The organism is Curtobacterium sp. MCBA15_001, assembly GCF_001864835.1.
GTDB lineage: Bacteria > Actinomycetota > Actinomycetes > Actinomycetales > Microbacteriaceae > Curtobacterium.
In genome coordinates, this window is sequence record NZ_MJGI01000027.1 from 302591 (window position 1) to 320782 (window position 18192).

At 72.1% G+C, this 18192-nt stretch carries 19 protein-coding genes; 13 read left to right on the forward strand and 6 right to left on the reverse strand.

The window, feature by feature from the left end; all coding sequences use genetic code 11:
• Window positions 1-105: 105 nt before the first annotated feature.
• Window positions 106-1065 (reverse strand): zinc-binding alcohol dehydrogenase family protein, encoded by a 960-nt coding sequence (locus tag BIU90_RS17435; RefSeq protein WP_071301437.1) that lies wholly within the window; start codon window positions 1063-1065, stop codon window positions 106-108.
• Between the two features lie 75 nt (window positions 1066-1140).
• Here BIU90_RS17435 and BIU90_RS17440 point away from each other — a divergent pair, with 75 nt between their 5' ends.
• Window positions 1141-1554, forward strand: a complete 414-nt coding sequence (locus BIU90_RS17440) for a MarR family winged helix-turn-helix transcriptional regulator (protein WP_071301438.1) — start codon at window positions 1141-1143, stop codon at window positions 1552-1554.
• Here the strand turns inward: BIU90_RS17440 and BIU90_RS17445 are convergent, their stop codons facing one another.
• Window positions 1555-2304 (reverse strand): SDR family NAD(P)-dependent oxidoreductase, encoded by a 750-nt coding sequence (locus BIU90_RS17445; protein WP_071301439.1) that lies wholly within the window; start codon window positions 2302-2304, stop codon window positions 1555-1557. It lies immediately after the preceding gene.
• Between the two features lie 59 nt (window positions 2305-2363).
• Between BIU90_RS17445 and BIU90_RS17450 the strand changes: the two genes are divergently transcribed.
• From BIU90_RS17450 to BIU90_RS19205, 6 genes are all read left to right on the forward strand, one after another.
• Complete coding sequence (locus tag BIU90_RS17450; protein ID WP_071301440.1) at window positions 2364-3098, forward strand: SDR family oxidoreductase; 735 nt, start codon at window positions 2364-2366, stop codon at window positions 3096-3098.
• A 104-nt stretch (window positions 3099-3202) separates the two neighbouring features.
• On the forward strand, window positions 3203-4309 hold the full coding sequence (locus tag BIU90_RS17455) for a sorbosone dehydrogenase family protein (protein WP_071301441.1): 1107 nt from the start codon (window positions 3203-3205) through the stop codon (window positions 4307-4309).
• 21 nt (window positions 4310-4330) lie between these two features.
• A complete protein-coding gene (locus tag BIU90_RS17460; RefSeq protein WP_071301442.1) occupies window positions 4331-5152 on the forward strand; it encodes an aldo/keto reductase in 822 nt (273 codons plus the stop codon).
• Complete coding sequence (locus BIU90_RS17465; RefSeq protein ID WP_071301443.1) at window positions 5152-6051, forward strand: SMP-30/gluconolactonase/LRE family protein; 900 nt, start codon at window positions 5152-5154, stop codon at window positions 6049-6051. Before BIU90_RS17460 ends, BIU90_RS17465 begins: the two co-directional genes overlap by 1 nt.
• Before the next feature lie 7 nt (window positions 6052-6058).
• The gene (rlmC, locus tag BIU90_RS17470; RefSeq protein ID WP_071301444.1) at window positions 6059-7210 is read left to right on the forward strand and encodes a 23S rRNA (uracil(747)-C(5))-methyltransferase RlmC; all 1152 of its coding nucleotides are present in this window, start codon (window positions 6059-6061) and stop codon (window positions 7208-7210) included.
• A gap of 385 nt (window positions 7211-7595) precedes the next feature.
• Window positions 7596-8270 carry a transglycosylase family protein gene (locus BIU90_RS19205; protein ID WP_071301445.1) on the forward strand — a complete coding sequence of 225 codons (675 nt, stop codon included), beginning with the start codon at window positions 7596-7598 and terminating at the stop codon, window positions 8268-8270.
• A 102-nt stretch (window positions 8271-8372) separates the two neighbouring features.
• On the opposite strand, the gene BIU90_RS17480 is transcribed toward BIU90_RS19205, so the two are convergent.
• Together BIU90_RS17480 and BIU90_RS17485 are read right to left on the reverse strand one after the other, a co-directional pair.
• Window positions 8373-9413 (reverse strand): LCP family protein, encoded by a 1041-nt coding sequence (locus BIU90_RS17480; RefSeq protein WP_071301446.1) that lies wholly within the window; start codon window positions 9411-9413, stop codon window positions 8373-8375.
• 68 nt (window positions 9414-9481) lie between these two features.
• A complete protein-coding gene (locus BIU90_RS17485; protein WP_071301447.1) occupies window positions 9482-9889 on the reverse strand; it encodes a MarR family winged helix-turn-helix transcriptional regulator in 408 nt (135 codons plus the stop codon).
• A 74-nt stretch (window positions 9890-9963) separates the two neighbouring features.
• Between BIU90_RS17485 and BIU90_RS17490 the strand changes: the two genes are divergently transcribed.
• The 5 genes from BIU90_RS17490 to BIU90_RS17510 all read left to right on the forward strand — a co-directional run bounded on the left by BIU90_RS17490 (window position 9964) and on the right by BIU90_RS17510 (window position 15872).
• Window positions 9964-12102, forward strand: coding sequence for an efflux RND transporter permease subunit (locus BIU90_RS17490; RefSeq protein ID WP_071301448.1), 2139 nt, complete (start codon window positions 9964-9966; stop codon window positions 12100-12102).
• 74 nt (window positions 12103-12176) lie between these two features.
• Entirely contained in the window at window positions 12177-12827 is a 651-nt protein-coding gene (locus BIU90_RS17495; RefSeq protein ID WP_071301449.1) for a GntR family transcriptional regulator, read from the forward strand.
• 105 nt (window positions 12828-12932) lie between these two features.
• Window positions 12933-14459, forward strand: coding sequence for an LCP family protein (locus tag BIU90_RS17500; RefSeq protein ID WP_071301450.1), 1527 nt, complete (start codon window positions 12933-12935; stop codon window positions 14457-14459).
• A gap of 42 nt (window positions 14460-14501) precedes the next feature.
• Entirely contained in the window at window positions 14502-15080 is a 579-nt protein-coding gene (locus BIU90_RS17505; RefSeq protein WP_139195356.1) for an RNA polymerase sigma factor, read from the forward strand.
• Window positions 15081-15089: 9 nt separating this feature from the next.
• A complete protein-coding gene (locus BIU90_RS17510; RefSeq protein ID WP_071301452.1) occupies window positions 15090-15872 on the forward strand; it encodes an endonuclease/exonuclease/phosphatase family protein in 783 nt (260 codons plus the stop codon).
• A gap of 60 nt (window positions 15873-15932) precedes the next feature.
• Here BIU90_RS17510 and BIU90_RS17515 read toward each other — a convergent pair whose 3' ends face one another.
• Window positions 15933-16661, reverse strand: a complete 729-nt coding sequence (locus tag BIU90_RS17515; protein ID WP_071301453.1) for a hypothetical protein — start codon at window positions 16659-16661, stop codon at window positions 15933-15935.
• 176 nt (window positions 16662-16837) lie between these two features.
• Between BIU90_RS17515 and BIU90_RS17520 the strand changes: the two genes are divergently transcribed.
• On the forward strand, window positions 16838-17719 hold the full coding sequence (locus BIU90_RS17520; protein ID WP_175470256.1) for an SDR family oxidoreductase: 882 nt from the start codon (window positions 16838-16840) through the stop codon (window positions 17717-17719).
• Between the two features lie 78 nt (window positions 17720-17797).
• On the opposite strand, the gene BIU90_RS17525 is transcribed toward BIU90_RS17520, so the two are convergent.
• Window positions 17798-18106 carry a hypothetical protein gene (locus tag BIU90_RS17525; protein WP_071301454.1) on the reverse strand — a complete coding sequence of 103 codons (309 nt, stop codon included), beginning with the start codon at window positions 18104-18106 and terminating at the stop codon, window positions 17798-17800.
• Window positions 18107-18192: the final 86 nt, after the last annotated feature.

The following is an 18192-nucleotide window of genomic DNA, read 5'->3' on the forward strand; positions in this document are numbered from 1 at the left end:
CCTCCTCGGGGTCGGGCGTGCAAGTCCGGCTCTGGGTGGCTCACAGGCTACCGAGAGCCGGATGGGCAGAACCTGTGCGACCGGACAGGACTCCCGACGCGCAGGTCAGACTGCGAGCACCACTCTGCTCGCTCCGCGGGGCCCCTGCTCGGTCGGCACCCGCCCGGTCCAGGCGTCCGCTACGTGGGGCATCGGGACGCGGGTCGCGTCGACGGCGATCGTGCCGTCGGCGATCGCTCCGACGATCCCCGGCAGCTCGGTCATGAACCCGCGGACGCCGACCGATCCCTGGCCGCTGCCGACGATGGTCAGGCCCGAGGCGCGGAGCGCGGCGGACGGGACCGGGGCCTCCGAGCCGGCGGTCGAGCCGATCGCGACCCAGTCGAGCCGGTCGCTCGCGGAGCGACGGGCGGTGACGAGGGCTGCCATCGCTGCCGCTGCCGGCGCCCCCCACACGTAGTCCAGGACCACGTCCACGTCGGCCGCCGCGGCGGCGAGCGCTCGGACGTCGTCGATCGGTACGAGCGTGTCCGCCCCGAGTGAAGTCAGACTCGCGAGTCGTTCGGGATCGCGGCCGCTCGCGACGACGTGGGCGGCGCCGAGGTGTCTGGCGACCTGCACGGCGGCTCGTCCCGAGGCGCCGGTGGCCCCCAGCACCAGGACGCGGGCACCGGGGGTGAGTGCGATGCGCTGCCGCAGGGCGACCCAGGACGACATCACCGGGTTGGCGCCGGCAGCGACGGCGATCGGGTCTGCGCCGGCGGGCAGGACCACACTGGCGCGGGGGTCGACGGCGACCTGCTCCGCCATCGATCCGCGGGTGTCGCTCCGGACGGCGAAGTACCGGAGCGTGCCGTCGGGGAACCGGCCCACCCCGTCGACGCCGGGGACCAGGGGCAGGGCACCCTCGCTGGTGTAGTGCGATCCGTCGGCCTGCGAGCGGACGCGCGGGTGGAGGCCCGCGGCGACCACGTCGACCAGGACCTCGTCTCCGGTCGGCGACGGCTCCGGGAACGTGGTCCAGGACGGGGGGGTGTCGAAATGGGTGACGACTGCTGCATGCATCGCGATGCTCCTCAATGGTTCGTGTTACGAAGCAAACTAGTTCGCATCACGAAGCGCGTCAAGTAGCATGGGGCGATGGACACGACCGAGCAGGACCGCCTCGTCGACGCCCTCGGGCAGGCGGCGTTCACCACGATGGGCGCGCTGACGGACCTGGCGGCCGACGCGGGTCTGTCGTTGACGCAGCTCCGCGTGCTCGCGATCCTGCGCGACCGCCGCCTGCGGATCGGCGACCTGGCCGAGTACCTCGGGCTCGAGAAGTCGACGATGACGGGGCTCGTCGCCCGCGCCTCGACCAAGGGGCTGCTGGCGCGGGTGCCGAACGCCGACGACGCCCGCGCGGTCGACGTCGTGCTGACCGACCGCGGCCACGAGGTCGCTGCGGCGCTCGAGGACGCCATGCGTCGGGCGCTCCTGCCGCTCACCGAGAAGCTGCCGGCCCCCGACCGACGGCGGCTCCGCGAACTCCTCGACCGTCTGCTGCGCTGACTACCGCCCGTGCGCCCGCGACGGGATCTGGGTCGCGAGCTTGCCGCCGGACACGTCGAGCAGGGTCCCCGTGATGTAGGACGAGGCGTCGCTCGCCAGGAACACGAGCAGGTCCGCGACGTCGTCCGGCGTCTCCCACCGCCGGAGCGACAGGGTGTCGAGGAGCCGGTCCTGCGCCTCGGTCGGCATCGTGGCGAAGCCGTTCATCGCGGTCGGCACCATGCCCGGCGCGTACGCGTTCACGGTGATGCCCCACGGGCCGAGCTCGGACGCCAGCACCCGGGTGAACGCCACCACCGCCGACTTCGACGCGGCGTAGGCGGCGCTCCCGACGCTCGGCACGATCGCCGCGAAGGACGCCGCGTTGATGATCCGCCCGCGACCTGCGGCCTGCATCACCGGCGCCACCGCCTGGCTCATCAGGAACGTGCCACCGAGGTTGACGTCCATGCAGCGCTGCCACGCGGGCCACGTCAGGTCGGCGACCAGCCCGTCGACGTTGATGCCGGCGTTGTTCACGAGGACGTCGACCGTGCCGTGGCGCTCGACGACGGCTGCCACCGCTGCGGCGACCGAGTCCGGGTCGGCGACGTTGCACACGACCTGGTCCGGGTCGTCGGGGCCGTCGAACGCCAGGTCGAGCAGCGCCACGCGGGCGCCCTCGGTCCGGAACCGCTCAGCGAGCACCCGGCCGATGCCGCGGCCCGCTCCGGTGACGACGACCACGCGGTCGCTCAGGTCGAGGTGCATCACGCGCTCCTTGTCCGGCCGACGGACGTCGTCGACACCTCCACCTCTACCATCAGCGCATGACGAACGCAGCACCGGGACGGGTCCTCTGGGTGACGGGTGGCGGCAGCGGCATGGGTGCCGCTGCCGCTCGCACCGCTGCCGCAAGCGGGTGGACGGTGGTCCTCAGTGGTCGCCGGACCGACCGCCTGGACGCGGTCGCGGACGCGGTCCGGCAGGCAGGCGGCACCGCGGACGTGCTGCCGCTCGACGCGTCCGACCGGGAGGCCGTGGTCGCCGCCGCAGCGACCGTCGCGTCCCGACACGGTCGCCTCGACGGGCTGGTGCTCGCCGCCGGCCTGAACGCGCCCGAGCGGCGGTGGGACGACCAGTCGATGGACCGCTTCCGCGCGGTCGTCGACACGAACCTCACCGCGGTGGTCAGCGTCGTCGACGCCACGCTCCCGATGCTCAGGGCGAGCGGGTCCGGCGTGGTCGTCGTGGTCTCCTCGTACGCGGGGTGGTCCTTCCAGCCCGGTGCCGGCGTGGCGTACTCCGCGTCGAAGACCGCGCTGGGCTCGGTGGTCCGGACGCTCAACCAGCAGGAGGCCCCGCACGGCGTCCGCGCGACGCACCTCTGCCCCGGCGACGTCGCGACCGACTTCCTCGACCAGCGGCCGCAGGTGCCCGACGCCGCAGCACGCGCCGTGATGCTCACCCCCGAGGACATCGGCCGCACGATCGGCTTCGTGCTCGACGCCCCGCCGCACGTCCGCATCGACGAGCTCGTGGTCAGTCCCGTGTCCCAGCGCTGACCGGCGACGGTGGGAGCCGGCCACCTGACGGACCGCCGGGTGTCTGCCGGACAGGTGCCGTGCCTCCCGGCTGAGTGCCCGTACAGGCGCCTAGCGTGACGGCCATGCGCACCCGAACCGCTGCCCCGCTCGCGTCCCTCGCCCTGGTCGTCCTGGCGCTCGCCGGGTGCACGGCGGCATCCGACGACTCCGCCCGCGGCGGCACCAGTGCCTCTCCGCCGCGTGACCTGGCTCGAGACGAGGTCGCGCCGACCGGTGCCGTGCGGGACGTCGCGACCGACCTCGAGGCGCCGTGGTCGGTGGTGCTGACCGACGACGACGTGCCGCTGGTGAGCCTGCGCGACTCCGGCGACGTGCTCGAGCTCGCCGACGACGGCAGCACCCGGACCGTCGGGACGGTCGACGGCATCCGACACGGCGGCGAGGGCGGCCTGCTCGGGTTGGCGGTCGAGGACGACGACCTGTTCGTGTACTCCACCGGGCAGGACGGCAACCGTGTCGAGCGCTACCCGCTCACCGGCCGCGCCGGCTCCCACGCCCTGGGCGAGCCGACCACCGTGCTCGAGGACCTGCCCGCGAACAGCTTCCACAACGGCGGCCGGATCGCCTTCGGGCCGGACGACATGCTCTACGTGAGCGTGGGGGACGCCGGCGAGCGTTCTGAAGCGCAGGACCGGGACTCGCTGGCGGGGAAGATCCTGCGCGTGTCCCGGACCGGTGACGTCCCCTCCGACAACCCGTTCGCGGGCTCGCCGGTGTGGTCGCTCGGACACCGGAACGTGCAGGGGCTCGACTGGGCGGACGACGGCACGATGTTCGCCTCGGAGTTCGGGGAGAACACCTGGGACGAGCTCAACGTGATCGAGCCCGGGAAGGACTACGGCTGGCCCGAGGTCGAGGGGAAGGGCGGCACCGACCAGGGCTTCGTGGACCCCGTGCAGCAGTGGCGGACCGACGACGCGAGCCCGAGCGGCCTGGCCGTCGTCGAGGACACGGTCTTCATCGCGAACCTGCAGGGCGAGGTGCTCCGCTCGGTCCCCGTGGCCGACCCGACGACGTCGCGCGAGTGGTTCGGCGGGACGTACGGCCGCCTGCGCACGGTGCTCGAAGGGCCCGACGACACGCTCTGGTTCGTGACGAACAACACCGACGGTCGGGGCTCGTCGGGCGCCGGCGACGACCGGGTGCTCTCCGTGGACCTCACCGACTGAGGCGGGCGTACTGTCCGGGACATGCCTGCTCTCACCGACACGTTCGTCATGTCCAACGGCCTGCACATCCCGAAGATCGGCTTCGGCACCTGGCAGATCCCATCCGGTTCCGAGGCGTACGACGCCACCCGAGCCGCCCTCGACGCCGGGTACCGCCACATCGACACCGCGCTCGCCTACGGCAACGAGGCCAGCGTGGGCGAAGCGGTCCGCGACAGCGGCGTCCCGCGCGACGAGGTCTTCATCACGACCAAGCTCCCCGCCGAGGTGAAGACGGCGTCCGGTGCTCGTGACGCCTTCGCCGAGTCGTCCGGCAACCTCGACCTGGGCGTCGTCGACCTCTACCTGATCCACGCGCCGTGGCCCTGGAGCGACATGGGCAGCGACCACCGCGACGGCAACGTCGAGGTGTGGAAGGTGTTCGAGGAGCTCTACGACGCCGGGAAGACCAAGTCCATCGGTGTCTCGAACTTCGTCGTCCCGGACCTGGAGCACCTGCTCGAGCACACCGACGTCGTGCCGCACGCGAACCAGATCCGCTGGTTCATCGGCAACACCCAGGACGAGACCACGGCCTTCTGCGCCGAGCACGAGGTCCTGGTCGAGGGGTACTCACCGCTCGCCACCGGTGGCCTGCTGGAGAACGAGCAGATCGCGTCGATCGCCGCGCGCTACGACAAGAGCGTCGCGCAGGTCGCGATCCGGTACCTGCTCGAGAAGGACGTGCTGCCCCTGCCGAAGTCGACCACGCCGTCCCGCATCGCGGAGAACGCCGACGTCGACTTCGTGCTGTCCGCGGAGGACGTCGCCGCACTCGACGCGCTGCAGGACACGGCCGCGTGATGCCCGCGTTCTCCGACCTGGTCCCCGACCCCGGCGCCCTCGAGCGCATCGCGACCGGCAGCACCTGGGCCGAGGGGCCGATCTGGATGCCCGCGAGCCGGACGCTCCGCTGGTCGGACATCCCCGGCGACCGCATCATGCAGTGGCACCAGGACGACGGCTCGGTCGACGAGTACGCCACCGGGGTCGAGTTCACCAACGGGCGGACGCGCGACCGCGACGGCAGCGTCGTGCAGTGCTCCCACGGCAACCGGCAGGTCGAGCGGGACCGCGACGGCATCGTCAGCGTCATCGTCGACGCGTGGGACGGCGTGCGGTTCAACTCCCCGAACGACGTCGTCGTCGCCCGGGACGGCAGCGTCTGGTTCACCGACCCCGCCTACGGCATCACCCAGCCGCGCGAGGGGCACCCCGGCACCCGCGAGTACGGCGACCACTGGGTGTTCCGGTGCGGACCCGACGGCGAGGACCTGCGGCCCGTGGTGCTCGACACGGAGGAGCCGAACGGGCTGGCGTTCTCACCGGACGAACGCGTGCTGTACGTCGTCAGCTCGTCGGGCGACCGGCCCGTGATCCGTGCGTACGACGTCGACCCGACCCCGCGCGGCCCCGGTGACGCCCCGGCGGTCCGGGTGGAGAACGGCCGCGAGTTCGTCCGTCTCGCTGCGGGGGAGGGCGTGCCCGACGGCATCCGTGTCGACCGGGACGGCAACGTGTGGTCGTCCTCGCACCGCGGGCTCATCGTCTTCGGTCCCGACGGCGCGCGGCTCGGCGAGGTCGCCGTGCCCGAGGTCGTGTCGAACCTGTGCTTCGGCGGGGACGACGGCACGACGCTGTTCCTGACGGCGACGACGTCCGTGTACCGACTGCCGACGAGGGCGCGCGACGCCGTATCCTGACTCGGCCATGCAGTGCGACTACTTCGACCGCGGGGTGTGCCGCTCGTGCACGCTCATGGGCCAGCCGTACGCCGACCAGGTCCTCGACAAGGAACTCCGCACCCGCGAGCTCCTGCACGACGCGGTCGAGGCATCGGGTGGTCCCGGCGCCGTCGAGTGGCTCCCCGCGGTGCGCAGCCCGGAGTCCGGCTACCGCAACAAGGCGAAGATGGTCGTGGGCGGGTCGGCCGAGCACCCGACCATCGGCCTGCTCGACCACCGGCAGCGCGGTGTCGACATCCGCCACTGCGGCATCTGCACACCGGGCATCCGGCAGGCGCTCCCGGTGCTGGCGGACTTCGTCACGTCCGCCGGCCTGATCCCGTACGACGTCGCCACGCGTCGGGGTGAGCTGAAGTTCGTCCTGGTGACCGAGTCACCCGACGGCGAGCTCATGGTGCGCTTCGTCCTGCGCTCGGAGGGGCAGCTCGCGCGGCTCCGGTCGCGGCTGGGCGACCTGCTGCTCGCGCTGCCGAGCGCCGTGGTGGTCACCGCCAACCTGCTGCCGGAGCACAAGGCCGTCACCGAGGGGGAGCGCGAGGTCGTGCTGACGGACCAGGAGACGCTGCCGATGCGCCTCGGCCCGGTGACGATGCACCTGCGGCCGCAGAGCTTCTTCCAGACGAACACGACCGTCGCCGAACAGCTCTACGCGCAGGCGTCGGGCTGGATCGACGAGCTCGAGCCGGCATCGATGTGGGACCTGTACTGCGGCGTCGGCGGGTTCGCCCTGCACGCCGCGCGACCCGGACGGCACGTGGTCGGGATCGAGACCTCGCGCGAAGCCGTCCGTTCTGCCGGGCAGTCCGCACGGGAGGCCGGGCTCGAGGACGTCCGCTTCGCCGCCGACGACGCGACCGACCACGCCCTGCACGCCCGACCCGACCTGGTCCCCGAACTCGTGGTGGTGAACCCGCCCCGGCGCGGCATCGGGCCGACGCTGGCGGACTGGCTCGAGGCCTCGGACGTGCAGCACGTCGTCTACTCGAGCTGCAACCCGGTCACGCTGGCGTCCGACCTGGCTCGGATGCCGTCGCTGCGGTTGCGTCGGGCGCGGGTGCTCGACATGTTCCCGCAGACGGGCCACCTCGAGGCTGTGACGCTGCTGACGCGCGGCTGACCACGCGGCTGAACGGCGCTGACCGCGCCCTGGTCGTGACCTCGGTACGGCCTGGAGGCGCGTGGCGGTGCTGATCCGGGCCTCCCGTCCGCTGGAGGGCGGCCAGATCGGCGTTGCCAGCCAATTCGGATGTTCCTGTCCCCGGGTACAGCCGATCGGCGCGTGCGCGGCGATCGTCGCATACAGGAACGCCTGCGGGGTACACAACAGCCCTGGGTAGAACCTTTTGTCTCAGTTTGATAACGAGACGGAGTTGCCTATGGTTGCCGACCGTGACGCCGGCGCGGACCACTGCCCCCGGCGACACCTCAACAGACCGCGATCGGTCGGGGTGGGCAGTGGGGACGCCGTGCAGACGGCGTGCGGCCCCGGTGGAGCAACACACATGAAGAAGACCACCCGAACTCGCGCCGTCCTCGGCGGACTCGCCTTCGCCGGCATCGCCGCGGCCGGTGTGGGGCTCTCGGCCCCCGCCAACGCAGCTGACGGCTCGACCTGGGACGCCCTCGCACAGTGCGAGTCCGGCGGCAACTGGGCGATCAACACCGGCAACGGCTACTCCGGCGGTCTGCAGTTCACGCAGAGCACCTGGGCCGCGAACGGCGGCACCGGCAGCCCGGCGAGCGCCAGCCGCGAGACGCAGATCGCCGTCGCGGAGCACGTCCTCGCATCGCAGGGTTGGGGTGCATGGCCCGCCTGCTCGGCCAAGCTCGGACTGAGCGGCACCACCGGCGCAGCGCCGGCCGCCATCCCGCAGCAGTCGGCCCCCGCGGCTGCTGCTCCGGCCCAGAAGACGGCGCCGAAGGCCACGACGCCCTCGACCAGCGCGGCACCGAAGGCCGTGACGGCTGCCCCCGCCGCTCCGGCGGCGCCGGCGAAGCCCGCTGCGGTGCCGACCAGCGGCTCGACCTACCAGGTCGTCGCCGGTGACACGCTCGACAGCATCGCCACCAAGCTCGGCATCACGGGCGGCTACATGCACCTGTGGGCTGCGAACACCACCACGATCGACAACGCGAACCTGATCTACGCGGGTCAGACGCTGCAGCTGCCGGCCTGAGCCGACCTGCCTGCGCGGACGCCCCCACGACCGGACCGGTCGTGGGGGCGTTCGTCGTCTGCGGGGCGGCCCGCCTCTGGTCGGCGCGGGCGCCGCTCCTGGTCAGTGCGGGTTGGCGGCCAGCCAGCTCGTCAGGTCGTCGGACCGCAGTGCTGCGCTCAGCGACTGGACCGCGCCCTGGTTCACCGCGACGTAGGACTGGCCGTCCGCCGAGGTCCCACCGCCCGCGGTCGGCATCGTGAACGTCTGCAGGTCGCTCGGCGTGACGCCGCGGAGCGACCAGCCGAGGCCGACGAGCGTGCCGAAGTCGAGTCCGGCGTCGACGGACAGGTACTTGCTGGTCGCGGTCACGAAGTCCTGGATCCGGCCCGGGTCCGTGATGGTCCCCTTCGACAGCACCCCGTCGACGATGCCCCGCATGAACGCCTGCTGGTTGCGGACACGGGTGTGGTCGGCGTCGGCGAACGCGTACCGGGCGCGGACGAACGCCAGCGCGCCGGTCCCGTCGAGGCGGTTCGGTCCGGCGTCGAAGTGGCGGCCGTCGATCGAGAACGCCTTCGGGGACTCGACGGTGACGCCGCCGAGGGCATCGGTCATGCCGACGAACCCGGCGAAGTCGATCTCGGCGACGTGGTCGATGCGGACGTCGAGCAGCTGTTCGACGGTCTGGACCGTGAGCGGGATTCCGCCCCATGAGTACGCTGCGTTGATCTTGGCCGTGCCGTGGCCCGGGACGTCCACCCACGAGTCGCGCATGATCGACATGATCGACACCGACTTCCGGTCGGCCGGGACGTGCACGAGCATCAGGGTGTCCGATCGCCCGCCCGCGGCGTGGTCGCCGTTCGGGTCCAGGTTCGAGCGCGAGTCGGACCCGATCAGCAGGACGTTCATCGGTGCGTCGGCGCCGGCACCGTCGCCCGACGCGGCCGGACGATCGCCCGACGGGAACGCGTCGGCGATGGTGTCGGTGTTCCGGTCGTAGCTCCGGGCGAGCCCACCGACGAACACGCTCGCGACGACGGCCAGCACCGCGGCGATGCCGACGAGTCCGCCCACCGTCGCGATCAGTGCGACGAGGAACGGACGACGCCGGCGCGCGGGCCGATCGGGGTGCTTGCGGGCAGCTCGGCGACCGGACATGGAGACTCCTGGGGTCAGGTCGACCCTGATGCCGACACTCCAGTCTACTCCATGTGGTATTTCATACGCTAGGACTTCCGATTGCGGTCCATGATCCGTCCGAGTGCGGCGCGGAGTTCGTCGTCGTCCGGCAGGACCTCGCGCTCCACGTGCTTCGCTTCCTGCCAGGCGGCGCGTCCACGGTCGGTCACGGTGACCACCCGCCGCCGACGGTCCTCGGGATGCGGGCCCCGTTCCACGAGACCGTCCCGTTCCAGGCGTTCGAGCGTGCGGGACATCGTCTGGGGCTGCACCCGGGCGGTCCGCGCCAGGGTGTCCGCGCCGGTCGGCCCGGTCCGGATCAGGATGTCGATGGCGATGAGCGCCGCATGGGGCAGCCCGATCGCACGGAGGCGCTCGTCCCAGTCCCGCTCGACCGACCGTGCCGCAGCTGCCAGGAGGCGACCGAGTGGCCAGGCTGCGGGGTCGTCGTGCATGCGCCCGAGTCTATTGACCCCTGCTCGGCCGATCCAGGTGATCAGCATGCTGATGATCGGAGTACGCTCAGCCCGTGCCCCGCTTCCTCCGCATCGTCGTCCCCGCACTCGTCATCGTGGTCTGGCTCGTCGTGGCCTCGGTCGGCGGGCCGTTCTTCGGCAAGATCTCCGACGTCTCCACGAACGACCAGACCTCGTTCCTGCCCGCCTCCGCCGACGCGACGAAGGTGCAGGAGCAGGCCGCCGCGTTCCGTGACGAGACCGGGGCACCCGCCGTCGTCGTGCTCGAGCGGGACGGCGGCCTGCGTGCGTCGGACACCACGGCGGCCGCGGACCTCGCGCGGCAGCTGGGCGACCGGGACGACGTCGAGTCGGTCAGCCCGGTGATCCCGAGCGCCGACGGCGACGCCGTCGAGATCGTCGCGACGTTGACCAAGGCGGCCGAGACCGGTGACGCGGTCGCAGCGATCCGCGCCGACGTGGACGGCGTGCTGCCGTCGGGTGTCCAGGGGTACGTCACCGGACCCGCCGGGTTCACCGCGGACCTGACCGAGGCCTTCGCGGGCATCGACGGCATCCTGCTCGGCGTCGCGTTGGCCGCCGTGCTCGTCATCCTGATCGTGGTCTACCGCTCGCCGCTCCTGCCGTTCCTGGTCCTCGGCACGGCGACGTTCGCGCTGACGGCGTCGATCCTGGTCGTCTACGCGCTGGCGAAGGCGGACGTCGTGACGGTGAACGGCCAGGTGCAGGGCATCCTGTCGATCCTGGTCATCGGGGCCGCGACGGACTACGCCCTGCTCTACGTCTCCCGGTTCCGCGAAGCCCTCCGTGACGAGCGCACCGGGTGGGACGCGACGAAGGCAGCGCTCCGGGGGAGCCTCGAACCGATCCTGGCGTCCGGCGGCACGGTCATCGTCGGGGTGCTCTGCCTGCTGCTCTCCGACCTCAACTCCAACAAGGCGCTGGGCCCCGTCGCCGCGATCGGCATCGCCTTCAGCCTGCTCGCGGCACTGACGCTCCTGCCGGCCCTGCTGCTGGTCTTCCGCCGGGCGGCGTTCTGGCCGCTGCGGCCCACCTTCGGCAGCGCGCACAAGGCCGTCACCGGACCGGACGCCCGAGGTGTCTGGGCGGCCGTCGGCCGGCTCGTGGCGAAGCGGTCGCGCACCGTCTGGATCGTCTGCACCGTGGGTCTGCTCGCGATGGGGTCCGGGCTGATCGGGCTCCGTGCCGACGGCGTACCCCAGAGCGACCTGGTGATCGGGTCGTCGCAGGCGCGGGACGGACAGGCCGTGTTGGCGGACCACTTCCCGGCCGGTTCCGGCAGCCCGGCCCAGGTCATCGGCGAGGCGGACCGGCTCGACCGCCTGGTCACGGCGATCGAGCGCACCGACGGCGTCGACGGGGTGGTCGCGGTGTCGAAGGAGTCCCGCTCCGGCACGGTCCCGGTCGGTGAGGACGCGAGTCAGCAGAGCGCACCGCCGACGCAGGGGAGTCAGGCCTACCCCACGGTCGTCGACGGCCGGGTCCTGCTCCAGGCGACCCTGACGCACACGGCCGACTCGGACGCTGCCGAGCAGACCGTCCGGGACCTCCGGACCGCGGTCGAACGCGCCGACCCGGGAGCGATCGTCGGCGGTGTCACCGCGACCGCTGTGGACACGAACGACACCGGTATCCGCGACCGCACGCTCATCATCCCGGTCGTGCTCGTCGTGATCCTGCTGATCCTCATGCTGCTGCTCAGGAGCATCGTCGCGCCGCTCGTCCTCATCGGCAGCGTGATCGTGTCCTTCGCGGCAGCGCTCGGCGTCGGCGCCCTGGTGTTCGACCACCTGTTCCACTTCCCCGGCGCGGACCCGTCGGTGCCGCTGTACTCGTTCGTGTTCCTGGTCGCCCTGGGCGTGGACTACAACATCTTCCTGATGACCCGGGTGCGCGAGGAGACGATCCGGTCCGGGCCGCACGAGGGCGTCCTGCGTGGACTCGGGGTGACCGGTGGGGTGATCACCTCGGCCGGCGTCGTCCTGGCCGCCACGTTCGCGGCGCTCGGGGTGATCCCGATCCTGTTCCTGGTGCAGATCGCCTTCGTGGTCGCCTTCGGCGTGCTGCTCGACACGATCGTGGTCCGGTCGCTGCTGGTCCCCGCAATCGTGTACGACCTCGGCCGACACGCATGGTGGCCGTCACGCCTTTCGCGCCGCACGAGCCGGTAGCGCCGGTCCCGGCTGCGCCGATCTGCCGGTCGCGCCGGTCGCGCCGACGTGCCGACATGTGACACGCTGAGCGCATGCCAGTCCCCTCGACGCAGCCCGCCGCAGAGCGGAAGCTCCTCCGTGACACCGTGCAGGACAAGATCCGCGACGCCATCATGGACGGCACCCTCGAGCCTGGCGAGCGACTCAACGACGACGACCTGATCGCCTGGCTCGGGGTGTCCCGCACCCCGATCCGCGAGGCGCTCGCCGAACTGGCGCGCGCCGGCCTGATCGAGATGGCCCCGAACCGGTACACCCGCGTCGCGGCGCCGTCGGCGGCCGAGCTGCTCGACGCCTTCCGCACGCTCGGGGTGATCTACGGCGGTGTGGTCCGGCTGGCGGTGCCACGGTTCACCGCCGCCGAGCGCAAGCAGGTCGTCGCGATGCTCGACGACGTCGTCAAGCGGACCGAGCAGTCCGAGCAGGCGGCACTCGCGCACGACGGCGCGGACCTGTACTCGATGTGGGTGGGGGCGTGCGGCAACGCGGCGCTCGAGCAGCTCTGCCGGTCCACCACGGACGGATTGGCGTTCAAGCTCCGCGTGCCGGAGCTCGCCGAGCTCGTGCCGGCAGACGTCGTCCTGCCGCAGGTGCGCAAGCTGCGTGACGCCGTGGTGGCGAAGGACCCGATCGCGGCGGAGCTGGCGATGGAGGCCGTGCACCTGCTGCCGACGCGCGACTGACGCCGTTCCGGACAGGAGGCCCGTGGCGGGCCCGCCACGGGCCTCCCGGCCGTTCCGGATGCGGATCTCACGCTCGGCTCACCTTCCAGCGGTTATCGTGCTGCAGTGAGCACGCAGCCTGAAGAGACGACCGAGCGCCGCCGTCGCGGCACCGTGCCGCCCCGGCACGGCCGCCAGAAGCGCGGTCCGGGCGTGGTCTTCCCCGCCGTTGCGGGGGTCCTGACGATGGCCCTGCTGCTCAGCGGCGGGTACGCCGCGTACGCGTACAACCGACTGGCCTCGAGCGTGACGAAGGTCGACGCGATCACGGGGTCGACCAAGCAGGAGGACGACGTCGACGGCAAGGCGATGAACATCCTGCTCGTCGGTGACGACCACCGGCCGGACAACGCGACGCCGGAGCAGATGGCGGAGCTCAGCACCGAGTCGGACGGCGGTGCGACGAACACCGACACGATGATCGTGTTGCACATCTCGGCCGACGGCAAGGACGCCACGATGATCTCGTTCCCGCGGGACTCGTACGTCGCGATCCCCGGGGTCGGCAAGGGCAAGCTCAACAGCGCCTTCTACTACGGCACCCTCAACGGCGGCGGTGCTGGCGGCGGCGCGCAGTTGCTCATCAAGACGATCGAGGGCCTGAGTGGGCTGTCGATCGACCACTACGTGCGGGTGTCTCTGCTCGGGTTCTACGAGATCGTCAAGCAGCTCGGGCCGGTCAGCGTCTGCCTGAAGGAGCCGGCGCAGGACTCCTACTCCGGTGTCGACCTCCCGGCGGGCAACTCGGAGCTCGACCCGAAGCAGGCGCTGTCCTTCGTGCGGCAGCGCCACGGTCTGCCGAACGGCGACCTGGACCGACAGGTCCGGCAGCAGTACTTCCTGTCACAAGAGGCTCGGAAGATCCTGTCGGCGGGGACCCTGCTCAACCCGGTGAAGACGACGAACATCATCGACGCGATCGGGGGGTCGATCGAGACCGACCAGGGCCTCGACATGCTCTCCCTGGCGGCGCAGCTGCGGAACCTGCGTCCGGCCGCCATCAAGTCCGCCACGATCCCGATCCTCGGGACGCCGACCATCTCCGTCGGCGGTTCCGCGCTGTCGATCGTCGAGGTCGACACCGCCGGCATGCCCGCGTTCGTGCAGAGCCTGGTCGGCCAGCCCGAGGCGTACACGTCGGCGACCGCGGCAGACCCGACCACGGTCCAGGTCACGGTGCTCAACGGCAGCGGCGTCACCGGGGCGGCCGCCGCAGCGGGAGCGACGCTCACGGCCCGGGGCTTCCAGGTCGGCGCGCCGGGGTCCTCCACCAGCACGGCGGCGACCACCGTGCAGTACCCGGCGGGGTCCGAGGCGCAGGCCAAGGCCGTCGTCGCTGCCGTGCCCGGCGCGATCGCCGTGCAGACGGGGAGCGTGACGGGTGTCACGCTGCTGCTCGGCACCGACGGCCGGACCGCGGTCGCGGCGGCCCCGACGGACACCGGGGCGACCGATGCGGGATCGAGCGACGCCGGAGCAGCCGACGCGGGATCGTCCGACGCGGGGTCAGCGGCCGCGTCACCCTCGGACGAGCCGAGTCCGTCGTCGACGGCCGTCCACGCGTACGGCGAAGCGGACAGCTGCATCTACTGACCTCGGCTTGCGGATCAACCGCCCAAATGTCACATTTGAGTTGTGCCTGATGATCTGACCGCCGTCCGCGCAGAGGAACGGTCGCTGATGACGGCGGTCGGTCGCGGCGACCAGACCGCCTACGCCGAGCTCTCCGTCCGATACCGTCCGCTGATCGCGCACTGGGTGCGCCGGTACCTGTCCGACGCCTGGGTCGTGGACGAGGTGACCCAGGACGTCCTGCTCGAGCTCTGGACCATCGCCGACCGCTTCGACCCCGCCCGGGCCGTCGCGCCGTGGGTCCGCACCATCACCCAACGCCGGGCGATCGACCGCCTCCGCAAGCTGTGCACCGAGCGCGAGCGCGACCTGCGGATCGGCGCCCGCGACCTGGACGTCGTCGACCACGCGAGCGTCGAGCGCGCGGAGTCAGTGCTCGACCGCCTCGCCCTGCGGCGTGCCCTGCGGGTGCTCCCGGCCCGGCAGCGCGAGGCGGTCGTCCTGCGGCACCTGGTCGGACTGAGCGGGCCGGAGCTCGGGGTGGTCCTCGGGGTGCCGACCGGGACTGCGAGGACACGGGCGCGCGACGGGGTCCTGGCGCTCCGACGCGTGATGACGGCGCCGTCAGGGACGTCCCCGTAGGTTCGACGCGTGACCACCCCAGCGCAGCCGATCACCCTCATGACGTACAACATCAAGAACCCGGACCCGGCGCACGACTGGCCCGCGCGGCTGCCGGTGGTGCTCGACGTCATCCGGCGCCACGACCCGGACGTGCTGTGCGTGCAGGAGGCCTTCGACCACCAGATGGAGGACCTGCGGCAGGGGCTCGGGCACCTCGGCGACGTCGGGCAGGGACGCGAGGGCGGGTCGGCCGGCGAGCACGCTGCGGTGTTCTTCCGGCGTGACCGGCTTCGCCCCGTCGACGAGGGGTCGTTCTGGCTGTCGGACACCCCGGACGAGCCGGTCTCGAACACCTGGGGCAGCGTGTACCCGCGCATCGCGAACCATGCGCGCTTCCTGGACCTGCACGGTCCGGACTTCACCCTGGTGACGACCCACTTCGACCACGAGGAGAACGCCCACGGCGACCAGGTACGGGCGCGGAGCGCGGCGTTGGTCGTCGAACGGTTCGCCGGGGTCGACGGGCCGCTGGTGTTCGCCGGCGACTGCAACGAGCCGGCGGGCGCCGGGGCGGCGTCCCAGGTGTTCGCCGACGCGGGCTGGGCGGACGCCTGGGCGGTCGCCGGCGACCCCGAGGACCGGACCGCGACCTACAACGACTGGCGGGCGCCCGTCGACTCGGGCGAACGGATCGACTGGGTCCTGACGCGCGGGGTCGCCGCGGTGGACCGGGTCGTCATCGACCACGACGGACCGGAGACGTGGTTCGCGAGCGACCACTTCCCGGTCGTCGCGACCATCCGCGTCTGACCGACGGGTCGGCGTCCGGCCGTCGGGTCGGCGTCCGGCCGTCGGGTCGGCGTCCCGCCCTCAGCAGGCTCGGGCGGAGTGCACCGGCATCGGTGCGCCGATCACGGTGACCGTCGTGTCGTCGGTCAGCGCGGAGACGCCGTTGGTGCCGGCGCCCTGCTCGTCCGAGGGCCACCCCTCGGCGAGCAGCACCTGCCATGCCGGAGCGTCGTCGGAGCCGAGGGACTCGCGGTCGCCCGCCCGGGCATCGTGGATCACGTCGGTGGCGTCGTCGCCCACCTGGATACCGTCCGGGCCGCTCAGCTCGACGATCCCGCCGGTGCGCGCGCGGACCTCGGACCGCAGGATCCGGACCTCGAGCGCGTTGCCGAGTTCGGACGGTGCGGCGAGGGCGGCGACCCGGAAGGCCCCACCCCACGTGTAGGTGACCCCGGCGGGGAAGCACCGGCCACCGTCGCCCTCGGCGGTCTGGGTCCGCGCCGGCGTGCCGAACAGGCGGTCGAGCAGCGCCACGGTCTCGGACGCGTTGCGCATCGAGGCGACCGCGACGGTGCGGTCCCCGCGACGCAGGGTCATCGACTCGGCATCGAGCTCGAGACCATCGACGCGCTTGAGCTTGACGGTCGGGACGTGCGCCGCGTCGGTCACAGGTGTCATCGGCCCGGGGGTCATCTCGGCAGCGACGGCCCGGTCGTCCTGGTCAGCCCCGCGCGACAGGTCGGCGGTCGTCGTGCCCACCACGAGGGCGAGCGCGGCGGCGCCGATGGCGAGCCAGGTCCGAGCAGTCACCGTTCGACGGTACGTCCCGGTTCGCCGCTGGACGACGGGTGTTACCGAATCGGGTCCGGGCCGTCACCGGACCGTGACCTCGGGATCGACGGGGGACAGGCGTCTGACGGGGCCGTGAGGCCGTGCTGCGTACCGTCGGGACCATGACGGACGAGACAGCGGTTGACCAGTACACGATGCAGGACCCGACGGCGATGTACGCCGACAAGAAGCCGGACGAGCAGTACCTGCCCGGCGCCGGCACCGACGAGGAGATGGCCCAGAACGTGCCCGCCGACCACGGCGAGGACACCTACCGGGGCTCCGGTCGTCTGGCGGGGCGCAAGGCGCTCGTGACCGGTGGCGACTCCGGCATCGGCGCCGCCGTCGCGATCGCCTACGCCCGCGAGGGCGCCGACGTGGCGATCGGGTACCTGCCCGAGGAGCAGGAGGACGCCGAGCGCATCGTCGGGCTCATCGAGGCAGCTGGGCGCAAGGCCGTCGCGATCCCAGGCGACATCACCTCGCTGGCGTTCTGTGAGGAGCTCGTCGCCACCGCGGTGCGTGAGCTCGGCGGGCTCGACATCCTGGTGAACAACGCCGGCAAGCAGCAGAACGTGTCCTCGATCGTCGACATCTCGGACGAGGAGTTCGACGAGACCTTCAAGACGAACGCCTACGCGACGTTCCGGATCACCAAGGCGGCGGTCCCGCACCTGCAGCCGGGCTCGACCATCATCAACACGACGTCGATCCAGGCGTACGCACCGTCACCGCACCTGGTCCACTACGCCGCCACCAAGGCGACCGTGAACAACATGGCGAAGGGCCTGGCGGCGCAGCTCGCGCCGAAGGGCATCCGCGTCAACGCCGTCGCGCCGGGGCCGATCTGGACCCCGCTGCAGCCCGCCGGTGGCCAGCCGCCGGAGGCACTGCCCTCCGCCGGCGAGCAGACGTACCTCGGCCGCTGGGGCCAGCCCGCCGAACTCGCACCGGCGTTCGTCTTCCTGGCGAGCGGTGAGTCGTCGTACGTCGTCGGTGAGACCCTGCACGTCGACGGCGGCATGCCCACGCCGTAGGCGTCTCCGACCGCTGACGGGAGGCCCGGTGCCAGCTGGCACCGGGCCTCCCGTCCGTCTCGGGGGTCCGTCCCGACGTCAGTCGCGAGCCATCCGCTCCAGGAGCTCGCGCGCCTCGAGCGCGGCGGTGAGCTCGACCTCGACGGGGTTGATGCCGAACGCCCGCTCGAGGCGCCGGCGCTCGGCCTGGGCAGCGACGGGGACCTCCGGACGCTGCGGCAGGACGGCGACCGCGCGGGCAGCGGCCGCGAAGGCGCCGGGCGGACGTCCGAGCTGCTCCCACATCGTCCGGACGTCGTGGGCCACCTGGTCTGGACTGCCGCCGAACTCGAAGCCGGCGGACGCCATGGTCGCCAGGCCCTGGGCGGTGGGGTCTTCCGGGGTCACCCTGGCATCGTCACACAGCCCGACGGTGACGCGCCAGGGCCGGACCGGTCGTCCTGTCCCCCACAATGCCGACCCCCGGACCGGGG

What these genes read in the sequence shown, in the direction of transcription:
- BIU90_RS17485 (WP_071301447.1), bottom strand. Translation starts at nt 9,889, where the DNA reads ATGCACGACGACCCCGCAGCCTGGCCACTCGGTCGCCTCCTGGCAGCT.
- BIU90_RS17460 (WP_071301442.1), top strand. Translation starts at nt 4,331, where the DNA reads ATGCCTGCTCTCACCGACACGTTCGTCATGTCCAACGGCCTGCACATC.
- rlmC (WP_071301444.1), top strand. Translation starts at nt 6,059, where the DNA reads ATGCAGTGCGACTACTTCGACCGCGGGGTGTGCCGCTCGTGCACGCTC.
- BIU90_RS19205 (WP_071301445.1), top strand. Translation starts at nt 7,596, where the DNA reads ATGAAGAAGACCACCCGAACTCGCGCCGTCCTCGGCGGACTCGCCTTC.
- BIU90_RS17520 (WP_175470256.1), top strand. Translation starts at nt 16,838, where the DNA reads ATGCAGGACCCGACGGCGATGTACGCCGACAAGAAGCCGGACGAGCAG.
- BIU90_RS17445 (WP_071301439.1), bottom strand. Translation starts at nt 2,304, where the DNA reads ATGCACCTCGACCTGAGCGACCGCGTGGTCGTCGTCACCGGAGCGGGC.
- BIU90_RS17455 (WP_071301441.1), top strand. Translation starts at nt 3,203, where the DNA reads ATGCGCACCCGAACCGCTGCCCCGCTCGCGTCCCTCGCCCTGGTCGTC.
- BIU90_RS17480 (WP_071301446.1), bottom strand. Translation starts at nt 9,413, where the DNA reads ATGTCCGGTCGCCGAGCTGCCCGCAAGCACCCCGATCGGCCCGCGCGC.
- BIU90_RS17440 (WP_071301438.1), top strand. Translation starts at nt 1,141, where the DNA reads ATGGACACGACCGAGCAGGACCGCCTCGTCGACGCCCTCGGGCAGGCG.
- BIU90_RS17465 (WP_071301443.1), top strand. Translation starts at nt 5,152, where the DNA reads ATGCCCGCGTTCTCCGACCTGGTCCCCGACCCCGGCGCCCTCGAGCGC.
- BIU90_RS17495 (WP_071301449.1), top strand. Translation starts at nt 12,177, where the DNA reads ATGCCAGTCCCCTCGACGCAGCCCGCCGCAGAGCGGAAGCTCCTCCGT.
- BIU90_RS17450 (WP_071301440.1), top strand. Translation starts at nt 2,364, where the DNA reads ATGACGAACGCAGCACCGGGACGGGTCCTCTGGGTGACGGGTGGCGGC.
- BIU90_RS17435 (WP_071301437.1), bottom strand. Translation starts at nt 1,065, where the DNA reads ATGCATGCAGCAGTCGTCACCCATTTCGACACCCCCCCGTCCTGGACC.